At 63.4% G+C, this 19785-nt stretch carries 16 protein-coding genes and 1 riboswitch; of the genes, 7 read left to right on the top strand and 9 right to left on the bottom strand.

Going from position 1 to position 19785, the window contains the following annotated elements; all coding sequences use genetic code 11:
• Nucleotides 1-12 precede the first annotated feature (12 nt).
• The gene (locus tag PRZ03_RS00630; protein WP_273598544.1) at nt 13-549 is read left to right on the top strand and encodes a GNAT family N-acetyltransferase; all 537 of its coding nucleotides are present in this window, start codon (nt 13-15) and stop codon (nt 547-549) included.
• Between the two features lie 3 nt (nt 550-552).
• Here PRZ03_RS00630 and PRZ03_RS00625 read toward each other — a convergent pair whose 3' ends face one another.
• Nucleotides 553-1113 carry a histidine phosphatase family protein gene (locus tag PRZ03_RS00625; RefSeq protein ID WP_273598543.1) on the bottom strand — a complete coding sequence of 187 codons (561 nt, stop codon included), beginning with the start codon at nt 1111-1113 and terminating at the stop codon, nt 553-555.
• Nucleotides 1114-1206: 93 nt separating this feature from the next.
• Here PRZ03_RS00625 and PRZ03_RS00620 point away from each other — a divergent pair, with 93 nt between their 5' ends.
• The 3 genes from PRZ03_RS00620 to PRZ03_RS00610 are packed head-to-tail and all read left to right on the top strand — an operon-like array spanning nt 1207 to nt 4516.
• On the top strand, nt 1207-2721 hold the full coding sequence (locus tag PRZ03_RS00620; RefSeq protein WP_263532923.1) for a wax ester/triacylglycerol synthase family O-acyltransferase: 1515 nt from the start codon (nt 1207-1209) through the stop codon (nt 2719-2721).
• 39 nt (nt 2722-2760) lie between these two features.
• Nucleotides 2761-3597 carry an esterase/lipase family protein gene (locus PRZ03_RS00615; protein ID WP_273598542.1) on the top strand — a complete coding sequence of 279 codons (837 nt, stop codon included), beginning with the start codon at nt 2761-2763 and terminating at the stop codon, nt 3595-3597.
• A 19-nt stretch (nt 3598-3616) separates the two neighbouring features.
• Nucleotides 3617-4516: an alpha/beta hydrolase gene (locus tag PRZ03_RS00610; RefSeq protein ID WP_273598541.1), complete on the top strand. Its 900-nt coding sequence runs from the start codon at nt 3617-3619 to the stop codon at nt 4514-4516.
• A gap of 140 nt (nt 4517-4656) precedes the next feature.
• Here the strand turns inward: PRZ03_RS00610 and PRZ03_RS00605 are convergent, their stop codons facing one another.
• The 3 genes from PRZ03_RS00605 to PRZ03_RS00595 form a co-directional block, all read right to left on the bottom strand.
• Entirely contained in the window at nt 4657-5091 is a 435-nt protein-coding gene (locus tag PRZ03_RS00605; RefSeq protein WP_273598540.1) for a pilin, read from the bottom strand.
• A 515-nt stretch (nt 5092-5606) separates the two neighbouring features.
• Entirely contained in the window at nt 5607-6041 is a 435-nt protein-coding gene (locus PRZ03_RS00600) for a pilin (RefSeq protein ID WP_273598539.1), read from the bottom strand.
• Nucleotides 6042-6361: 320 nt separating this feature from the next.
• Entirely contained in the window at nt 6362-7150 is a 789-nt protein-coding gene (locus PRZ03_RS00595) for an MBL fold metallo-hydrolase (protein WP_263532920.1), read from the bottom strand.
• A gap of 253 nt (nt 7151-7403) precedes the next feature.
• On the opposite strand from PRZ03_RS00595, the gene PRZ03_RS00590 reads away from it, so the two are divergent.
• Nucleotides 7404-11762, top strand: a complete 4359-nt coding sequence (locus PRZ03_RS00590; RefSeq protein ID WP_273598538.1) for a DEAD/DEAH box helicase — start codon at nt 7404-7406, stop codon at nt 11760-11762.
• A gap of 17 nt (nt 11763-11779) precedes the next feature.
• On the opposite strand, the gene PRZ03_RS00585 is transcribed toward PRZ03_RS00590, so the two are convergent.
• Together PRZ03_RS00585 and PRZ03_RS00580 are read right to left on the bottom strand one after the other, a co-directional pair.
• A complete protein-coding gene (locus PRZ03_RS00585) occupies nt 11780-12526 on the bottom strand; it encodes a PaeR7I family type II restriction endonuclease (RefSeq protein WP_273598537.1) in 747 nt (248 codons plus the stop codon).
• A gap of 28 nt (nt 12527-12554) precedes the next feature.
• The gene (locus PRZ03_RS00580; protein WP_273598536.1) at nt 12555-14252 is read right to left on the bottom strand and encodes an Eco57I restriction-modification methylase domain-containing protein; all 1698 of its coding nucleotides are present in this window, start codon (nt 14250-14252) and stop codon (nt 12555-12557) included.
• A gap of 288 nt (nt 14253-14540) precedes the next feature.
• A riboswitch (FMN riboswitch) is annotated at nt 14541-14693 on the top strand.
• 112 nt (nt 14694-14805) lie between these two features.
• On the opposite strand from PRZ03_RS00580, the gene PRZ03_RS00575 reads away from it, so the two are divergent.
• The gene (locus PRZ03_RS00575) at nt 14806-15333 is read left to right on the top strand and encodes a 6,7-dimethyl-8-ribityllumazine synthase (protein WP_409993907.1); all 528 of its coding nucleotides are present in this window, start codon (nt 14806-14808) and stop codon (nt 15331-15333) included.
• 7 nt (nt 15334-15340) lie between these two features.
• On the opposite strand, the gene PRZ03_RS00570 is transcribed toward PRZ03_RS00575, so the two are convergent.
• The 3 genes from PRZ03_RS00570 to PRZ03_RS00560 are packed head-to-tail and all read right to left on the bottom strand — an operon-like array spanning nt 15341 to nt 18491.
• A complete protein-coding gene (locus tag PRZ03_RS00570) occupies nt 15341-16267 on the bottom strand; it encodes a pseudouridine synthase (protein WP_273598535.1) in 927 nt (308 codons plus the stop codon).
• Nucleotides 16264-17190 carry a TIGR02285 family protein gene (locus PRZ03_RS00565; protein WP_273598534.1) on the bottom strand — a complete coding sequence of 309 codons (927 nt, stop codon included), beginning with the start codon at nt 17188-17190 and terminating at the stop codon, nt 16264-16266. Before PRZ03_RS00565 ends, PRZ03_RS00570 begins: the two co-directional genes overlap by 4 nt.
• Complete coding sequence (locus PRZ03_RS00560) at nt 17190-18491, bottom strand: UDP-N-acetylglucosamine 1-carboxyvinyltransferase (protein WP_263532916.1); 1302 nt, start codon at nt 18489-18491, stop codon at nt 17190-17192. The genes PRZ03_RS00565 and PRZ03_RS00560 overlap by 1 nt, the downstream gene beginning before the upstream one ends.
• Nucleotides 18492-18653: 162 nt before the next feature.
• Here PRZ03_RS00560 and PRZ03_RS00555 point away from each other — a divergent pair, with 162 nt between their 5' ends.
• Nucleotides 18654-19772 (top strand): ABC transporter substrate-binding protein, encoded by a 1119-nt coding sequence (locus tag PRZ03_RS00555; protein ID WP_273598533.1) that lies wholly within the window; start codon nt 18654-18656, stop codon nt 19770-19772.
• The last annotated feature ends 13 nt before the right edge of the window (nt 19773-19785 follow it).

The following is a 19785-nucleotide window of genomic DNA, read 5'->3' as shown; positions in this document are numbered from 1 at the left end:
GAGGCTGACATCATGAAAAGCACCGCATCGCCGCCGAAGATCAGCCTGCGTCACGTCACCGAAGCCGACCTGCCGCTGCTCTGCCAGCGAGCTGCAGCCATGGAGCAACGCGGTGAGTTCGAGTCGACACGGATGAGCAGCCCCCGGTCCATTCACAAGCGCTTTGCCGAGGACGGCTTTTCTAGCGATGACTCGGAAAAACTGCTGGTCTGCGCCGAAGACGGCAAGGTGATCGGTGATGTATCGCATTTCCTCGCGCACCGCTACGCCACGGCGCGCGAACTGGGTTGGGCTATTCACGACCCCGCCTTGCGCGGGCAAGGCTACGGCAGCGCGGCCGCCAAGGCGCTGGTCAACTATCTGTTCGATAACTTCAGCATCAATCAGGTTTGTTGCGGCGTCGCGCCGGGCAATACGGCCTCACGCCGCATCGCCGAGAAGGCGGGGCTACGCCTTGAGGGCCGCCTGCGCGGTGTTATTTTTCTGCGCGGCGAATATGTGGACAGCGAAGTGTTGGGCCTGCTGCGAGAAGATTGGCAGCGCGGCTAAGACCTATTGGCAGCCCGTCGCCGCGCCGGCGCTGGGCATTTCATCGGCCGCCCCGTAACGCAGGCGCAGCAATGCAGGCGCAGCACCGAGTTGAGCGTTTGGCGTCAATACCCAAAAATGACTGAAGCTGCTTTCGCAAAGGTCCGGCAGAAGGGGTGCACCCAAGGCGGCGGCGATCGCCGGCAAGGTGTTGCTGTGGCCTACCACCAGGACCGCGCCGTTTTGAGCGCGGATCGCCGCGGCGACAGCGCCGACATGGGCGGCCGCGTCAGGCCCACGCGCGGGAATCACCTGCGGCCTGATGCCCAGCTGTGCTGCCAGTGCCGCGGCTGTTTCAGCGCTGCGCCTGAACTCGGTCGTGATGATGGCCGTCACACCGGCCTGGGTCAGCGCTGCGGCCAAGGCTTGCGCACGCTGCTGGCCGGCCGGACTGAGGGCGGGGTCGCCGGCTGGCTCCAGGGCTCGCTCGGCATGGCGGACCAACAGCACTTGGCTTGGCTCGGACCACACCTGCACAGGCAAGAGGCAAAGCAGGGACACAAGGGCGGTGCGCATCAGCAACATTTTCGCGGCTCTCCAAGGCAAGGACGCGAGTATGCTTTCAGTCGGCAGCGATGAAGCAGCCCATCCGTCTTCAGCAAGCAAGGACCACCTTCAATGAAACAACTCGCCGGCCTTGATGCCGCCTTCTTGCACCTGGAAACCGCCGAGATGCCTATGCATGTCGGCGCCTTGCATGTGCTGGAACTGCCGGCCGATTACGACGGCGACTATCTGCAAGACCTGCGCGAGCATATGGCCAGCCGTTTGCCGCTGGCGCCGGCCTTGCGCCGGCGCTTAGAAAGCATGCCGCTGAACTTGGCCAACCCGACTTGGGTGGACGCCGAGCCGGACCTGGATGTGCATATCGTCGGCTATGAGATGCCGCCCGGCAGCGGCGTGGCGGCGCTGGAGCAACAAGTGAGCTTGCTACATCCGCAGCTGCTGGATCGCAGCCTGCCGCTGTGGAAGTTCCATATCTTTCTGGGCCTGGAGCCGGGGCCCGAGGGGCAGCAATATGTGGGCCTGTATTCGCAGCTGCATCATGCGGCGGTGGACGGTAAGGCGGCCGTGGCGCTGGCCGAGGTGATTCTGGATCTGAGCGCGCACCCACATGGCCGCAAGCTACCGGCGGTGAGGACGCGGCGGGTGCAGCTGGGTGCGGCCGGCATGTTGCGCGGCGCGATTGCACACCAGTGGCAACAAACCCTCAGCCTGGCCAAGGCCCTGCCCGGTGCCGCAGGCACGCTCAGCATGATGGCTGCGCGCACGGCGCTGGATGCCGCCGGCAGCAGCTTGCACGATTGGCTCAGCCCGGAGCCGCCCAGCGCGCAAGCCAAGGCCGAGCGAGTCCGCAATGTCGGCCTGGCGCCGCGCACAAGGCTCAACACCAGTTTGTCGGCCGAGCGCAGCTTTTCGACCGTCAGCCTGCCACTGCTGGCGCTGAACCGAACAAGGCGCCTGCATGGCGCCAGCCTCAACGACGCGCTGCTCTTCATCTGCGGCGGGGCGCTGCGGCGCTTGTTCGCCAAGCTCGGGCCACTGCCGCCCAAATCGCTGGTGGCGGCGGTGCCGGTATCGATGCGGGCCAAGGGCGACGCCACCGCCAACACACAGGCGACGATGAGCTTGGTCAGCCTGGGAACCCATCTGGCCGATCCGGCCAAGCGCCTCGCCCATGTCTTGGCGGCATCCGCTGCGATGAAAAGCGAGCTGGATCAGGTCAAGGACTTGATGCCCAGCGACTACCCCTCGATCGGCGTGCCCTGGCTGATGCAGGCCGGCGCGCTGCTCTATGGGCGCTTGCGAGCAGCGGACAAGCTGCCGGTGGTGGCCAATCTGGTGATCTCCAATGTGCCGGGGCCGACCGTGCCGCTCTACCTGGCCGGCGCTCGCGTGCTGACCAACTACCCCGCCTCCATCATCGTGCACGGCATGGCGCTGAACATCACCGTGCAGACCTTTGATGCTTCGCTGGACATCGGCATCATGGCCTGCGGCCAAGCACTGCCCGAGACTGCCGCCTTGGCGGCCTATATCGAGACGGCGTTCATGGAGTTTTTGGCCCTGCCCTCGGCCCAGGAGGCCGCCAAGCCCAAGCCGGCGCGCAAGCGCGCCGCTCCCAAGCGCTAATATGCAGCGAGACACCTTTTAGTTTTCTGCAACGCCTGCATGCGATCCACTTCTCGCCCCGCACCGAAGAAATCTGCCGCCTCCTCGGCGAACACGCCCGACGAAGCGACCCCATTGCTGCCTGATTTCCCCGCGCCCAATGCTTTTTTGATGATGCTGGAGGGCCGCGCGCCCTGGGAATATGCGGCGCTGCTGGCGGCCACGCCCTGGCTGCGCAAGCTGCCGCGTGGCGATGGGCACCCGGTGATCGTCTTCCCCGGCCTGGGCGCCAATGATGTGACGACCCAGCCGCTGCGGCGCTTTCTCGACAGCCTGGGTTACGAGACTCACCCTTGGCACCAAGGCTTCAACTTCGGCCCGCGCCACGGCGTGTTGGAACAATGCAGCGCCGACGTCCAGGCCCTGTTCAAGCGCCATGCGCGGCCGGTGAGCCTGGTCGGCTGGAGCTTGGGCGGTATCTATGCGCGCGAGTTGGCCAAGGAGCTGCCCGACCATACCCGCTGCGTCGTGACGCTGGGCACGCCCTTCACCGGCCACCCCCGTGCGACCAATGCCTGGCGTTTTTTCGAGCTGATGAATGGGCGGCACGTTGGTGACCCGCAGATGCTGGCCCAGATCCGCAAGACGCCGCGGGTGCCCACGACCTCGATCTACTCGCGCAGCGACGGCATCGTTTCCTGGCGCTGCAGCGTCATCGAGCCCGACCCGTCGGTGGGCCACAGCGAGAACATCGAGGTGCATGCCAGCCATCTGGGCCTGGGGCTGAACCCCTTGGCGCTGTTTGCGCTGGCGGACCGGCTCACGCAAGACCCACAACATTGGGCGGCGTTTGAGCCACAGGGCGCCAAGCGCTGGTTTTACCGCATGCCAATCTGAGCCGATTTCTTCATTCAATATGCAAATTTCCGCCAATGGCTTGAGGTTTGAAGTCGACGATCAGGGGCCGGCCGACGCCGAACCCTTGTTGATGATCATGGGCTTGGGGATGCAGTTGGTGGCTTGGCCGCAAGGCCTGGTGCAGCAACTGCTGGCGGCCGGCTTCCGGGTCATCCGTTTTGACAACCGTGACGCCGGCCTGAGCCAGCACCTCGATCAGCTGGGCGTGCCCAATATCGCCATCGCCTCGGTTCAGCATCTCTTGCGTCTGCCGGTGCGCAGCCCCTACAGCCTGGCCGATATGGCGCGCGACGCCTTGGGGGTGCTGGATGCTTTGGGTCTGCGCCGAGCCCATGTTTGCGGCGCTTCGATGGGCGGCATGATCGCCCAGCAGTTGGCGCTACTCGCCCCCGAACGGGTCAAGAGCCTGACTTTGATGATGACCAGCAGCGGCAGCCACAGGCTACCCGGCCCATCGATGCGCGTGCGTGGCGCCTTGCTCAGCCGGCCCAGCGACCCGCATGACTTTGCGGCCGTGGCCGAGCGCACTTACAGGCTGTTCCGTCTGATCGGCAGCCCCGCCTACCCGGCACCCGAGGCCGAACTGCGCCAGCGCATCTCGGCCTCGCTGCGGCGCAGCAACCGCCCACGCGGCGTCTTGCGCCAACTCGCGGCCATCGCCGCCGACACCCACCGCGCCGGCCAACTCGGCCGCATCAAGACGCCGACCCTGGTTCAACACGGTAACAAAGACCCGCTAATACCGGTTGCCGCCGCGCATGATCTGGTGCGGCGGATTGCTGGCGCCCGGCTGGACATCATCGAAGGCATGGGCCATGACTTGCCGGAGCAGCTGTGGCCGAGGTTTGTGGCGGGGATCAGGAGCGTGGCGGAGTCGGGCGGCTTAAGTGATGCTTAGACCATCGCTTTAGTTTTGCCTTGCCCAATAAAAAAGCGCCGGTAAGGGCGCTTTTTGGGGCTCGGTTTGGCCCGGTGGAGGTGTTGGAGTTCCTTGCCTCGTTTCAAGTTACCGGGCGAATACCTGCATGAATAGACGTATCAGTTGTTCTTAGCTAACGCGGTGGAAACAGCTGATGGCATGCCTGTTGAGGTAATGGCCCAAGTAATCGATGCGGCGCCAGACGTTGGTGTCAGGATGATTGAACCCGCTGCAGTATTGCCCATCGCATTGGCTGGCACGGCTGCGGTAATCACTCCGTCGGTGATCGCGACCGAACTGATCAATGGGGTTGCCATCGTGGCAGGGATACCATTCGTACCCAAATTGCATCCGGTGAGCGTACCTGTCTCTTGAGCACAGATGGACACCGATTGCTTGTATGCATTCAGGCTAGACAAACCGGACGCAGCTTTGGACTTCGACGTGTAATCGCGATATTGCGGAATCGCCACCGCAGCCAAAATACCAATAATCGCCACGACGATCATCAGTTCGATCAGGGTGAAACCTTGTTGTACGCGCTTCATGTTCATGATGAGACTCCTGGAGATGCGGTGTTAAAAGGGGTAGAGGCACCCCCCTGAACGCAGGGGTCATGCCAGGTATTTTTACCCGAGTTTCCGTGTGCTTTCTCACGCTTGACCCGGTGGGCGCGCCCGGCAACTGACAAAAATGGGCACTTCAATGGGCGCAATTCGGTCGGAGGGGGTGCCAATGTGACGTTTTCTGTCAGCTCCAGCTTACTCAGCCAGAAACTGGCAGGCATTCGCCTTGGAATCGGCATGCACCAGCTACTACGACCTCTGCTGGCTTATCGCTCCACGATTACTCCCCGCACTCGGTCGCCCTCATGCAGTTGCGCTTGCACTTCGTTCGTCGTGGACAACTGATGGGAGGACTTGCACCTCCAAGAGTGCGCCCAAGCTGGGCGCACATAAAAAAAGCGCCGGTGAGGGCGCTTTTTGGGGCTTGGTTTGGCTCGGTGGAGGTGTTGGAGTTCCTTGCCTCGCTTCAGGTTACCGGGCGAATACCTGCATAAAAAGATGTATCAGTTGTTCTTAGCTAAAGCAGTGGAAACAGCTGATGGCATGCCTGATGATGTGATGGCCCAAGTAATCGATGCGGCGCCAGACGTTGGTGTCAGGATGATTGAACCCGCTGCAGTATTGCCCATCGCATTGGCTGGCACGGCTGCGGTAATCACTCCGTCGGTGATCGCGACCGAGCTGATCAATGGGGTTGCCATCGTGGCAGGGATGCCATTCGTGCCCAAATTGCATCCGGTGAGCGTACTTGTCTCTTGAGCACAGATGGACACCGCTTGCTTGTATGCATTCAGGCTAGACAAACCGGACGCAGCTTTGGACTTCGACGTGTAATCGCGATATTGCGGAATCGCCACCGCAGCCAAAATACCAATAATCGCCACGACGATCATCAGTTCGATCAGGGTGAAACCTTGTTGTACGCGCTTCATGTTCATGATGGGACTCCTGCAGAGGGGGTGTTGAAAAGGGGTAGAGGCTACCCCCCTGAATGCAGGGGTCATGCCAGGTATTTTTACCGGAGTTTCCGTGTGCTTTCTCACGCTTGACCCGGTGGGCGCGCCCGGGAACTGACAAAAATGGTCACTTCAGTGGGCGCAATTCTGTCGGCGGGATGCCAATGTGACGTTTTTTGTCAGCCCAACTTGCTCAGCCAGAAGCTGTCAGCCAGTCGCCTTGGAAAAAACAAAAAGCGCCCGAGTAGGCGCTTTTAGCTCAACTGCCGCACAAGCCAACACAGGGCTGGCCACTGGAGGCCCTAAAACACCATCTCATCCCCCGCCTTCAGCGCGCTGATACGGTGCGGCGTGGCCAGTGCGGAGACGGCCCCCATCACGGCTTCGTCTTCGCCCGGCTTGATATGGGTGATATGCACCTCGACGCTGCCGCCCAATTGGGCCAGCTCCAAACTCAGCGCCGAAGGGCATAAATGGCGGCTGACCTGGGCGAGGCGCTGCTCGTCATCGCCAAACGCGGTTTCTATCACCAGATGCGCCAGCGGCATATCGGCCAAACGCTGCCAAAGCAGCGGGTTGGGGCCGGTATCCCCTGTGAAAACCCAGTTACCCTGGGCGCCACTGACCGCAAAGCCAACCGCAGGCACCGTGTGCGCGGCGGTGATGACCTCAATCTCGCGTGTTTTCTCATCAGCCCCCCGCAGCATCAAGCGCTGGCCCAGCTCGAAGGGGTGCAGGCTCAGCACCGGATGCGCCGCGCTGGGCAGGCGGGTGAAGTCGGGCCAGATGACGCCATTGAAGATATGCCGGCGCAAGGCGTCCAAGGTCTCTGGCAGCGCGTGGATCTGGATCGGTGGCCGCCCGGCGACCTCGCGCATGCGCAGCACCGCATCGGCCATCAGCGGGATCGCCAACACATGGTCCAAGTGCGAGTGACTGACCAAGATATGGTCAATTCGCGCCATTGCTTCAAGCGGCAAATCACCGACACCGGTACCGGCGTCGATCAAGATGCAGTCGTCCAGCAAAAAGGCGGTGGTCTTGTAACCGGACGCAATTGCACCGGAGCAACCAAGGACGCGTATTTTCATGGGGTGGATCGAAATTAGATTTTTGCGCCGCTGCAGGTGGAGCCTTGAGAGAACAGATCCGGCGCTTGACTGCAATGTACGGTGCCCAGCGGCTAAAGCAAGTGAGCATTACCGGCTTTGTGTGCGCATTTGAGCCCCGAGCGGGCTGGGTAGCGGGACGCGTGACTTGCATCACAGAGCAGACCCCGCTTGCCCGACAAGCGCTTGGGGCCGCGCGGGTAGGCATACTGCGCGCTTCGCTCTCCAATGCAATATGGCCAAGAAGATTCCTCCCCCGAGTTTTGATGCAAGCCCGGCCTCCATCGCCGGACTGGTGTCACAAAACAAGGAGGAGTTGCTGGCCAAAGCGCGTCATATCAAAGCCGAAATCATGAACAGCAAGTCTGCCCCCTCTGGCGGCGCCAAAGCCAACAAGCCAGCGTCACCGCCCTTGCATGCCGACGATGAGCAACAGGTGTTTGACGCGCTGCTGCTCAGCGGCGGCACGCGCGGTGCACAGGGTGTGCAGCAATGGCTGCAGGCCAGCGGCGCCGTAGACAGAGCGCGGGGCCTGCCGTTTGAACTGAGCCAAGCGACGCAATGCCTGCAGTCTCTGCTGCGCCGTGGCTTGGTCGAGCAGGTACCGGGACATGGCTTTGTGCTGGACCCGCGTGAACACAGCGACCGCATGCAGCTCCTGCTGCTGCGCGAGGAATCACCTCAATTGCCGAGCTACTGGCGCCGACTGGCCTGGGTCTTGGGCGGCGGCTATGGCGATGTGCGGCGCGAAATCGGCTGGATCAGCTTTCGCTCGCGCGCCGAGATGCTGGCGATGTTGCGCCTGTATATTTTTTCCGGCGTCAGCCGGGCCGACTTTGAGAAAAGCCTCAAGGGCCCGCTGATGGAGTTGCATGGCGACCCCATGCTCTTGCTGGACGCGCTGACCCAGCCCTGGATGCCGATGGCCTTGGACGCCATGGACGCCGACTTGCGCGGTGCGTTGATGAGCCAGGCCATGGCCTTGCTCCACCCCAGCGACCCGCGCGCGCGTTTGATGTCGCACTGGTTGGCGGGCCGCTTCAAGGCCGAGCCGATGTCGGTGGCACCGCCTTTGCGCGTGCAACTGGCCGAGGCGCGCGTGCAGGCGCTGGACTTTGCGGCGATGGGTGAGCTGCTGCAAGGCATCAGCGGGCCGATGATGAGCGCTTTTGATGGCGCCGAGCAGGCTGCGCGCGGCGAATGGGTGCCTGCGGTGGCCGCGTTCGAGGCCGCCATCAAGGAGATCCGCAAGGCGACCGGCGCCCGCCGCGACGCACTCAGCGCCGATATGGCGCGCATCTATGTGATGTGCTTGCTGGCGCAAGATGAGCCCAAGGCCTGGACGGCCGCGCGCAAGTTTTGCATCGGCGAATCAGGTTCGCGCAGCCCCTCGCCCTATGAAGGCTGGGGTCGCTGGGCCCATGTGATCGGCACCCGGCTGGGCGAAGACAGCCTGGACGAGAACTGCCTGGCCTATGTGCCGGCGCTGGAGTCGCGCGAGCACAGCTTGGGGCCTGCCGCCGAGCGCTTGCTGCTCGCCGCCTGGGCCGGCAAGGCGGCGCCGGGCTGGCAGGCGCCCGCCGTGCAAGCTCTGGTGCAGCGCCTGCAGAGCAGCGGCCAGCTGTGGTTGGCCAGTTGGCTGGCGGCGGCCGCCGAGCGGCTTGAAATTGGCCCCATAACCTTGAATTTGCAGGGTCAAAAAGCGCCCGTCAGTTTTCTGAGTGCGCCGCGTGAGGCCTGGCGCGACGCGCTCGCCGCCATCGCCTCGCTGGGCGACGAAAAAGCCATCGCCAAGCCTGCCGGCAGCACCACCGAGCTGGCCTGGCAGCTGACGCTGGATGCGCAGGGCCGGGTGCAGGATGTGGAGCCGCTGGAGCGTAGCGTTAGCGCGCGCGGCGTGATCAAGCTCAAGCCCATCACCTTGACCAAGCTAAAGAAGAGCGGCGCCGCCGATGCACGCGACAACGCGGTGCTGCGCCATATCGAGCGCAGCGTCTACGGTGGCGCCAACAGCTACCAGATCGACGGCCCGCAAGCAGCGGTGGCCCTGATCGGCCACCCGGCGCTGATGTTTGCCGACGCACCCGGCCAATGGGTGGAGCTGGTCGAGGCGCAGCCGGAGCTGGAGGTGCTGAAACGCCCGCGCAAGGATGAGTCGGGTAAGGAAACCGGTGAAGAACAGTTCGAATTCCGCATTCACCCGGCGCTGGTCGGCGTCGAGCCGCCGCGGCTGTTCGGATATTTCGGCAGCAACCATGAGGCTGAAGCCGCGCGGCGCGATTCGCTGCGCATCCTGCGCGACGGCCCACAGCGCGCGCGCCTGATTCGCATCAGCAGCGCGCAGCGGCGCGTGGCCGAGCTGGTGGCACAAGGCTGGGCGGTGCCGGTCAGCGCAACGGCCGAGTTAGGCGCGGCGCTGCAAGTGCTGAGCGGCCTGTTCCAGCTGCACAGCGACGCCGAGGCCGGCCAGATGGTGGCCGGCGACAGCCGCTTGCACGCCCGCCTGTTCCCGCTCGGCGACGGCTTGCAGCTGCAATTGGTGGCGCAGCCCTTCGGTGGCTTCGGGCCTGCCGTCACGCCGGGCCAGGGCCGCGCGCGCCTGATGTGCATGCATGAGGGCGTCAGCCTGGCGACCGAGCGTGATCTCGCCGCCGAGCATGCGGCTAGGTTGACGGTGCTCGACGCCCTGCCTTTTCTCGACCCCGAACTGGGGCCGGAGTCGCCCTGGATGCTGGCCGATGCGGAGGAAGCGCTGCGTGCGGTCGAGGTCTTGCCCGGCCTGCCCGGCATCGCCGCGCTTGATTGGCCCAAGGGCCGGCCGCTGCGCGTGACGCCGGTCGCCAGCCAGAGCCTGACGGTGCAGGTCAGCAGCGGGCGCGATTGGCTGGGGCTGAACGGCGAGGCACAGCTGGACGAAGGCCGCGTGATCGGCCTGCAAGAGCTGCTGACACTGGCGCGCGCCTCGCGCAGCCGCTTTGTGCGCCTGGGCGAGGGTGAGTACCTGGCGCTGAGCGAGCAACTGCGCCAGCAACTGCGCGACCTCGATGCGCTGGGCCAAGTCAAGAAAGACCAGTTGCAGCTGCCGCACGCAGTGGCCAGTTGGTTGGATGAGACCTTGATCGATATGGCGGTGGACGGCGACAAGTCCTGGCATAGCCGCATGGACGCACTGGCCGGCGCGGCTGCGCTGCAGCCCGCATTGCCGCCGGGCCTGCGGGCCGAGTTGCGTGGCTATCAGATGGAGGGTTATGCCTGGATGACGCGGCTGGCGCAAGCCGGCCTGGGCGCTTGCCTGGCCGACGATATGGGCCTGGGCAAGACGGTGCAGACGCTGGCGCTGTTGATAGACCGCGCCGAGTTGGGTCCGGCCCTGGTGCTGGCGCCAACCTCGGTCTGCGGCAATTGGCTGGAGGAAACGGCCACCTTCGCGCCGGGCCTGCGCGCCACGGTTTATGGTGAAGACGCGGACCGCGCTGGCCTGATCGAAGCGGCCGGCCCCGGTGACGTGCTGGTCGTCAGTTATGCCCTGGCCCAGATTGATGGCGATTTGTTCGCCAGCAAGCAGTGGGCCACGCTGGTGATGGACGAGGCGCAGGCGCTCAAGAACGCCGCCACCAAGCGCGCCAAGTCGGTGGCCGAATTCAAGGCCGATTTCCGGCTGGCGCTGTCGGGCACGCCGGTCGAGAACCGGCTGGCCGATCTGTGGTCCATCATGAATCTGATCAACCCCGGCCTGCTGGGCAGCGCGGCGCAGTTCAGCGAGCGTTTCGCCACGCCGATCGAGAAGCACCAGGACGCGCCGGCCCGCCAGCGCCTGCGCCGCCTGGTCTCACCGTTCTTGCTGCGCCGGACCAAGACGCAAGTGCTGCAAGACTTGCCGGCCCGCACCGAAATCGTTCACCTGGTGCAGCCCAGCAGCGAAGAGAAGAGCTTTCTGGAAGCGCTGCGCCGCTCGGCCCAGGACGCGGTGGCCAGCGCCGCCAAGAATGGTCAAGCCGCGCCTATGCAGGTGCTGGCCGAGCTGATGCGACTGCGCCGCGCCGCCTGCGACCCGCGTCTGGTGGCGCCAGAGCTTGGGCTGGTGGGTTCGAAGTTAGGCGAGTTCGAGCGCATCGTGCGCGAGCTGGTCGACGGCTCGCACAAGGCCTTGGTGTTCAGCCAGTTCACCGACTTTTTGAAAATCCTGGCCGAGCGCCTCGACAGCATGGGGGTCAAGTACCAATACCTGGACGGCAGCACGCCGGCGGCGGAGCGCACCAAACGCGTGGCCGCCTTTCAGCGCGGCGAGGGCGAGGTCTTTTTGATCAGCCTGAAGGCCGGCGGTTTTGGCCTCAATCTGACCATGGCCGACTATGTCTTGATCGTCGACCCCTGGTGGAACCCGGCCGCCGAAGACCAGGCCACCGGACGCGCGCACCGCATGGGCCAGAAGCGCCCGGTGACCGTTTACCGCCTGGTCACGGCCGGCTCGGTCGAGGAGCGCATCATCGACCTGCACCGCGACAAACGCGGCCTGGCCGACGGCATTCTGGAAGGGCAGGAGGAAGCGACGGTGCTGGACGCACAGGCGCTGGCGGCACTCTTGAGAGGTTGATATGAAGGCAGAGGCCGCTACCGTTGACGGCGGGCGGCCTCGGCTGCAATGTGTCCTGCCAGCGAGGCGACAAAAGATCGCACGCCTGTCATAGAAGACAGCTCCGAATACGCCCCATCCACTACTGCCGTGCGCGGCGTGGCAATCACCGAAGCCGCCGAGTAAAGCTGCTCCTTGGCCAGCCGCTGACAGAGGATGTCGTATCGCTGCAGATAGGACGCACCGGCAAACTCAGGAAAAATCTGGAAATGCGGCGAGGATTCTCGCAGCACTGGGGCCTGCGATTTTGGTGCATCCTCGACCACCATCAGCCAGCCCACAAACGGCCGCTCCTGCTGGCCGAATGCGCCTTCCCGGTAGGCGGTCCAGAGGTCATGGGAGGTGCCGATGGCTTCCTCTGCACGGTTATTGAAGTTGTTGCCGAACGATGGTCCGACATGACTTTTGAATTCCAAAGCAGCGATAAGCCGCCCTTCGTCTATCACCAGCAGGTCCCACAATTTTGTAGGGCGAAAGTAGCCGGGTAGCGTCAGTACGGTGCGTTTCTGGTGAATCTCGGCGTTCGGCAATCCGTTCGCTTGAACCAAGTCAATCACCAGATCGGAGAACCCGTCCATGTTCTTACCACCTGTGACGCCAGCCCGCTCACCTTGGTCGGACTTGCCGGACTCCTTCTGCTTGCGCTTCGCATCATCGCGGGTCTGCCAGAAAGCCTTGATCGCAGCTTGTGACTTCTTCTCGAAGTCGCAAAGGTTCAGTGCCATGTCGTTCGTTCTCCCTGTTATGTTCTGATCAGCGGGCAAGCATAGCGGCTTCCTCAGAGGTCAGTCCGTAAAGTTCGCAGGCAGCACTATCGCATTCAGGCAGGTCCAGCGACATGGCAGCTTGAGCTAGGCGAGTCCGCATGGCCTCGGGAACGGATGCCCAATTCGGCAGGCGGATTCGGCGCAGGTACTGTGCCTGGAAGCGCAGGAATCCGCCGCGCATCGTCGTGGAATAAGCGGCTACGAATTGCCGCGCAACGCTGGAGAGCAAGACACCCTGCAAGGCGCGCAAGTTCCAGTCCTCGGACACAACGAAATACAGGTTGTGGTGCGGATAGAGTTCACCACTTTCATAGACCACATGCGCCGAACCTTTGATGTCCGGAATCAGTAACTTAGGGCGCGCAGCGAGTGAGGGTGTTATCCGGTCAATAGTGCGATACCAGTTCCCTGGCGACTTCTGCGCGACATGGCGCCCTGCGATGACTTCGCGATGTCGTTCAAGGTGCGCCCGTAGTTTCGGATACTTTGCAAGGTCGGCCAACTTGCCGTCATCTTCAAACGGATTGATGACGCCAGCCCCAAGCCATTGCACGACACCGCTTGCGATGTCCTTCGTCGTGGCGAGGGGCAACTTGCGTGAAGGCTCTACGTCGAGCTCGGCCATTGGTGCAATGAAGGCCTTGTCAGCACCTGTGGCAACGCCGATGCCGACCTTGCAGCCTGCCTCTTCCAAGGTCGGGAACAGGCCTTCCAGGCGCCTCAAGAGGCTGCGCTTGCCGGATGAGCTCAAAACCCATGGTTCCGCTCCAATACTCGCTTGCTCGACGACAGCCACGCACAGTTCTGCGCAAGGAATGCCCGCCCGCAATGTGCGGGCAAGCCGGGCAAGTTCGTCCGCCACCAAGCTAGGTTGCTGGGTCACCAAGGTCGGCCCAGGTGGACTCCGCTCAATCAACGTGATGGCCGGATAGGCAATCACCTCCGAATCGAAGGCTGGTGTGTCCACCATATCCACATACGCCTTCAAATGAAACGCCTCTGACACCATGGCGCGCAGCGGTCCGCCGTATTTGTTCTTGGTCCACCGGTCCGCACAGATAAAGGCGAACTGCCCGCCGTGCGCAAGCAAATCAAGCGATCGCTCGATGAATGGCACATAGAGATCTGCTCTGTCGTAAAGAGACACGTAGCGCCGCCGATATTCGGCCAGCAGGGGGGGCGGAATCAGTTCCTGGCGCACATAGGGTGGATTACCCACGACGAAATCGAATTTACCCGAAAGCTCAGAAAGCAGGAAGTCTCCATTCAGCAACCACGCATCCACCAAGCGGCGCGACTCCGCCGTATCAACACTTGCCCGCTCAAGCAAGTCGAGCAACTTGACTTTTGTCTCGGTGTAAGTGTTGCCGTGCAGTTCAACGGCACGAATACAGCCCGACAAGTCTTTGCTGCTGTCTGTAGCCGTGGACGCAGTGAGCAGCCGGGACACCGCCGCCAGCAAAAATTCTCCACCACCAAACGATGGTTCAAGCAGTCGCATACGGTGAAGCGGGCGATTCGCCGTGTAGCCCGCCAAGTCCAGCATGAAGTCCACCACCTCACGGCGCGTGAAGATTGCGCCCCGCTCGCTGTGATCAGAGTCGCGCGCCAATTTTTCGACCGCGTCCGAGATGAGGCACATGCCTGGAAGCCCAGGTTGTTCTACTGTGAAGGTAAGAGCCATGATGTCCAAAGGATAAGGCGGCATTATCGAGCCACAGTGCCGCACAGTGCTTCGGGGAATAATGCGGCAGGGCCGGCCGACAGGTCACCGACCGGTCGCCAGTACCACCGGGGCGAGCGGTGTTGCGTTGGGCAGCGCGGATCAAGGGTTGGCGCTGCAAATGGCCTATCTTTGGGGCAAGGTCTATGACAGTCAGGATCAGATGATCAGCGCTCAGCAGATTCACAGGTTCTGCGGCGTGGGAAAACCATCCCCTAAAATCGCCCCGCCCTTGCCGCAAGGCAGGGGCAGCGTTCTCAGGGCGGGGTGGAATTCCCCACCGGCGGTATGTGGGCTGAGGCCCATAAGCCCGCGAGCGCCCGCAGCAAGTGCTGTGCGGGGTCAGCAGATCTGGTGCGATGCCAGAGCCGACGGTCACAGTCCGGATGAAAGAGATCGCGATGAATACAGCAACGCCGTTGTGACTTTTTCTCGAAGAAGCCGCAGCGGGGCCGCTGCGTTCGCCTTCGCGCGCTTGCCCTGATTTATGTGTCAAAACCTTCAGAGGTCCACCATGAATCAGCGATTCAATAGCAATATCAGCACTCCCGGCGGCCATATGGGCCGTTTTTCGGCCCATGCGCCGTCCACCCGCATCGCCATCATTTCGGCGGGCTGGCATGCCGACATCGTCGGCCAATCCCGCGAGGCCTGTCTGGCCGAGTTGCAAGCCCATGGCCTGCCGCCCGACCGGATCGAATGCTTCGAGGTGCCCGGCGCCTTCGAGATCCCGCTGCATGCGCAGACACTGGCCGCCAGCGGACGCTTTGATGCGATCCTGGCCTGCGGCCTGGTTGTCGACGGCGGCATTTACCGGCATGACTTTGTCGCCACGGCCGTCATCGACGGCCTGATGCGCGTGCAACTGGACAGCGGCGTACCGGTGTTCTCGGCCGTGCTGACGCCACATCACTTTCATGAGCACGATGAACACCGGCGTTACTTCAGCGAGCATTTCGTCAAGAAGGGTCGCGAGTTGGCGCAGGCCTGCATGCAGACCTTGGGCGCCCGATTGGCGCTGAAGGACTTGTTGGCGGCCTGATCGCCGACTAAACCCCGCCGGTCAGCCGCAGCTTGCTCTCGAAATGGCGCGGCTGACCGCTCAGCGGGTCCACAAAGCTCAAGGCCTTGGCCAGCAGCTGCAAGGGCCGGCCGAAATCGGCCGCGTCCTGCGGGGGCAATAGCTCAGGGTAGATGCTGTCGCCCACAATCGGCAGGCCTAACGCATTCATATGCACGCGCAGCTGATGGCGCTGGCCGGTGCTGGGGTGCAAGGCATAACGCGCCAAATTAGCGTCGCCGGCCAAACACTCCCGCAACTCGATGCGGGTCTCTGCATTGACCTCGCCGTCCACCTCAATCGACTGCATGAATGCCGCTGCGCTCTCCTGCATGCGGCTGCGGCGAATCAAGGGCAGCTGCAAATCGGCGCGAAAGGGCGCGATCGCCTCGTAGACCTTGCTGACCTCACGGTCGCGGAACAGGTTTTGATAGGCGCCGCGGTCTTGCGGCTGCACCGTGAACATCACCAGGCCGGCGGTCTCGCGGTCTATGCGGTGGGCCGGGCTCAGATGCAGCAGGCCGGTGCGCTGCTTGAGCCGGGTCAGCAAGGTCTCGCGCACATAGCGCCCTCCCGGCGTCACCGGCAGGAAATGCGGCTTGTCGGCCACCAAGAGCCTGTCGTCTTGAAAAACAATGCTCTCGGTGAAGGGGCTCACGGGTTCAACGGCCAGCTCGCGGTAATAAAAAATACGCCCGCCGCCATGAAATGGCGCCTCGGGCGGCAAGACCTGACCCTGCTCGCCGAACACGCTGGCGTTTTGCATCCGCGCCGCCCACACCGCACGCGTCACCGCCGGCATGCGCTGATCCAGAAAATCCAGCATCAGCCCCCAAGGCCCGGTCTGCGGCAAGGCCACCGCACTGACGCCGACACCGTCGCGCAGCGGCAGATCGAGGCTGCGCGCCCGGGTCATTCGATCTGTGCCCCGCCACGGGCACGCTCATCCATATAACGCTTCAGGCGCACGCGCTCCTGTGCATCCATTTGCTCGCCGCGCCAGCCACGAATCCAGTCCTCGCGGCGCGGGTCTTGCGCCAGCTTGCGCACGCCCAAGTCAATCGCCTCGATCATCTTGCGGCCTTGGGGGTTGCGACTGCAGGCAAAGGTGGCCGAATTGGCGCTGCGGCTTTCGGCCACCGGCAACTTGACCAAGTCGGGCCCCGCGCCGGCGCTGCGCAGATATTCATCCACCGTGGTCGGGTATTCCAAGGTGTAGTCCATGCGGCCGGCCCGCAACATCGCCAGCAAATGCATGCTGCGGCCGGCCACCACGGTTTTCGGCGCCAGCTCACCGCGCTCCTTCAACAAGGGGTCAATCTTGACGCCATAAGAGCGATCCCGGGGCAGCAGGCCGACCAGATCACTGCGCTGCAAGACCTCGGCCAAGACCGGCACAGCGCCGAAGGCCTCGAACTTGGGCAAGTCTTCGCGCCGCACAACCAGATGTACCTGGCGCGTCAACAGCGGCGGGTGTACCTGGGTGAAGTAGAGCCAGTCCAAGCGGTCCGGCGTCACCACATGCAGCGGCGAGCACAGAGCCTGGCCTTGACGCACCATGGCCTCAAAGCGCGGAAAACCGGCGTCAAGAAACTCATGCCGGTATTGCGGCATCTGCTTGATCAGCAGCCGCAAGAAGCCATCGATTTCGCCGTTAGCCAGATCCTCGGGATGCCGCGGCGCTTTGCCGCCGGTGTAGCTGAAATAGGGCGGCACATCGCGCACCAGCCAGGTCAAGACCTCGGGCGCGGCCTGCGCTCGCGCCGCAACACCTGGCAGAGTACCCGCGAACACCAGGGCCAGCGAGGCCGCTGCTCGCCACCACGAAGCCAAGTTCATCAGTCGCCTTCGACCCACTCGATACGAGCGCCCAAGCCGCAGATGTTTTCGACAAAGCGCGGATGCGCGCGGCGGATCGGTGTTGCGTTGCGGATCACCGAACGGCCAGGGATGCTGGCCGCCACCATCAGCAGCGCGATCGCCACGCGGATGATGTAGGGGCTCTCGACCTCGGCCGCATGCAGGGGCTTGCCGCCGAAGGTGACCATGCGGTGCGGGTCGGACAGGAAGGCATGGCCGCCGAACTTGCTCAGCTCCGAGGTCCAGCCCATCGCGCCGTCATAGATCTTGTTCCAGAACATCACGCTACCCTCGGCGCGCACACCCAGCGCGACAAAGATCGGCAGCAGGTCAACCGGCAGATAGGGCCAGGGTGCGGCCTCGACCTTTTGCAAGATGTTGCGGGTAAAGGGTTCTTTGACCTTCAACGGACCATCGGTGACCGAACGCGACCAGCCGTTCTCATGCACGATCTGCACGCCAAACTTGGCAAAAGTGCGGTCGATCAGCGGGAACTGCTCGGGTACCGAGTTACGTACCTCCACCTGGCCGCCGGTGATGGCGCCCAGCGCCAAAAAGGTGACGATTTCGTGGAAGTCTTCGGCAAACGTGAATTCACCACCGCCGAGGCGCTCAACGCCGTGAATCGTCAGCTTGGAGGTGCCCTGGCCCTCAATCTTCGCGCCGAGCATCTGCAAAAAGGCACAGAACTCCTGCACATGCGGCTCGGAAGCCGCGTTCATCAGCGTCGAGCGGCCATTCGCCAGCGCCGCGCAAAGCACGAAGTTCTCGGTCGTGGTGACCGAGGCGTAATCGGTCCAATGGTCATTCGCCCTCAATTGACCGTCGACCTTCAGCACCAGCCCGTCGCTGTGGCGCTCGACCGCCGCGCCGAAGCGCTGGAACACCTCCACATGCGGGTCAATCTCCCGCACGCCCAGCGTGCAGCCGGTCACATCGTCCTCGATGCGGGCGGCGCCAAAACGCGCCATCAGGCCCGGCACCAACATGATGCTGGAGCGCATTTCCTCGGGCAGCCTGTCCTTGGCGGCGTCGAAATGGGTGTCCCGGTGATGCACGTCCAGCACGCCGGTCGCGTAGTCGATCTCGACCGAGCTGCCCAGGCTGCGGAAAACCTCGAGGATCTTCTTCACGTCGGTGATCTCGGTGACACCGCGCAGCCGCACCGGCTCGGCCGTCAGCAAGGTGGCGCACAGGATCGGCAGAACGGCGTTCTTATTGGCAGACGGGATGATGCGGCCCGCCAAAGGCGTACCACCGTGAATAATCAGATTCGACATGGGCTGGAGCGCAAAGAGACAGGAACGCGCGGTCGGAAGGGACAAGACGGCGATTATCGACGCTGGCGCGAGCTTATTCACCCGCTAGGGGAAATGCGCTGCGTCAAAACGGCCTGAGCTGCTACGCTGCATGCTTCTTTTTCGCACCCAGCTCCGCCGACCATGATTGCGCTTCGCTGCCTGTTGATCTCCGTATGTTTGGCTTGCTGCCAAGCCGTCGGCGCTGCAGATGGGGCGCTTAAGGTGACGGACTTAGCGACGGATATAGCGCCGGGCGCAGCCAAGGATATGGCGGCCTTGGCTGCAGCCGCCCGTGCCGAAGGCCACATACACAGTGCTGGCATGCCCGACACCTGGGCCAACTGGCGCAGCACCTGGGCCGACCTGCGGCGCCTCTACGGCATCAAGCATGTGGACGAGAACATGAACAGCGCGGTCATCATCAGCCGCATGGCGGCCGAAGGCCCGCTGGCCAGCCTGGACATCGGCGATGTGGGCTTTGAGTATGGGGCGATCGCTCGCGGGCGCGGCATCAGCCGGCCGCACAAGCCAGCGCTTTGGGCCCAAATCCCCGCCTGGGCCAAGGACGAGGAAGGCTTTTGGGCGCTGGCCTATACCGGCACGATCGCGTTCTTGGTCAATACCCGGCGTACCGGCGGCCAAGTCCCGCGCAGCTGGCAAGAGCTGTTCGAGGGCCGCTACAGCGTCGGCATCGGCGAGGTCGGCTCTTCAGCCCAGTCCAGCGCCAGCGTGCTGGCGGCAGCGATCGCCCTGGGCGGCGACGAAAGCAATCTGCAGCCGGCCCTGCAACAGTTCGCCAAGCTGGCTCAACAAGGCCGCTTGGTGCTCAGGAATCCCGGCCCCGCCCGCCTTGAGCAAGCCGCGGTCGATGTGTTCCTGATGTGGGATTTTCTGGCCCTGTCTCAGCGCGACAAACTGCCCAAACCCACAGATTACGCGGTGCTGATCCCGGCAGATGGCTCGGTCACCAGCGGCTACACCACCGTACTCAACCGGCACGCCGCGCATCCCAACGCGGCCGAGTTGGCGCGCGAGTACATCTTCAGCGATGCCGGTCAGCTCAATCTGGCCCAGGGTTTCGCCCGGCCGATACGCATCGAACATCTGCAACTGCCCGAGGCCTTGCGACTGCGGCTCTTGGACGGCGCCCAATACAAAAACGCGCGCGTGATCAAGCCCTTTGTCTGGGCCTGGGAGGTAAAGAAGCTGCCAATGCTGTGGCAGCGCGAGGTGCTGGCCAAGCAGGCCGGGGCGCCTTGAGCAAGCTACCATC

Origin of the sequence: Roseateles albus (assembly GCF_028595345.1) — a bacterium.
Lineage (GTDB): Bacteria > Pseudomonadota > Gammaproteobacteria > Burkholderiales > Burkholderiaceae_C > Paucibacter_A > Paucibacter_A albus.
The sequence above is the reverse complement of the archived record's forward strand: the minus strand, read 5'-3'. Positions and strand labels throughout refer to the sequence as shown.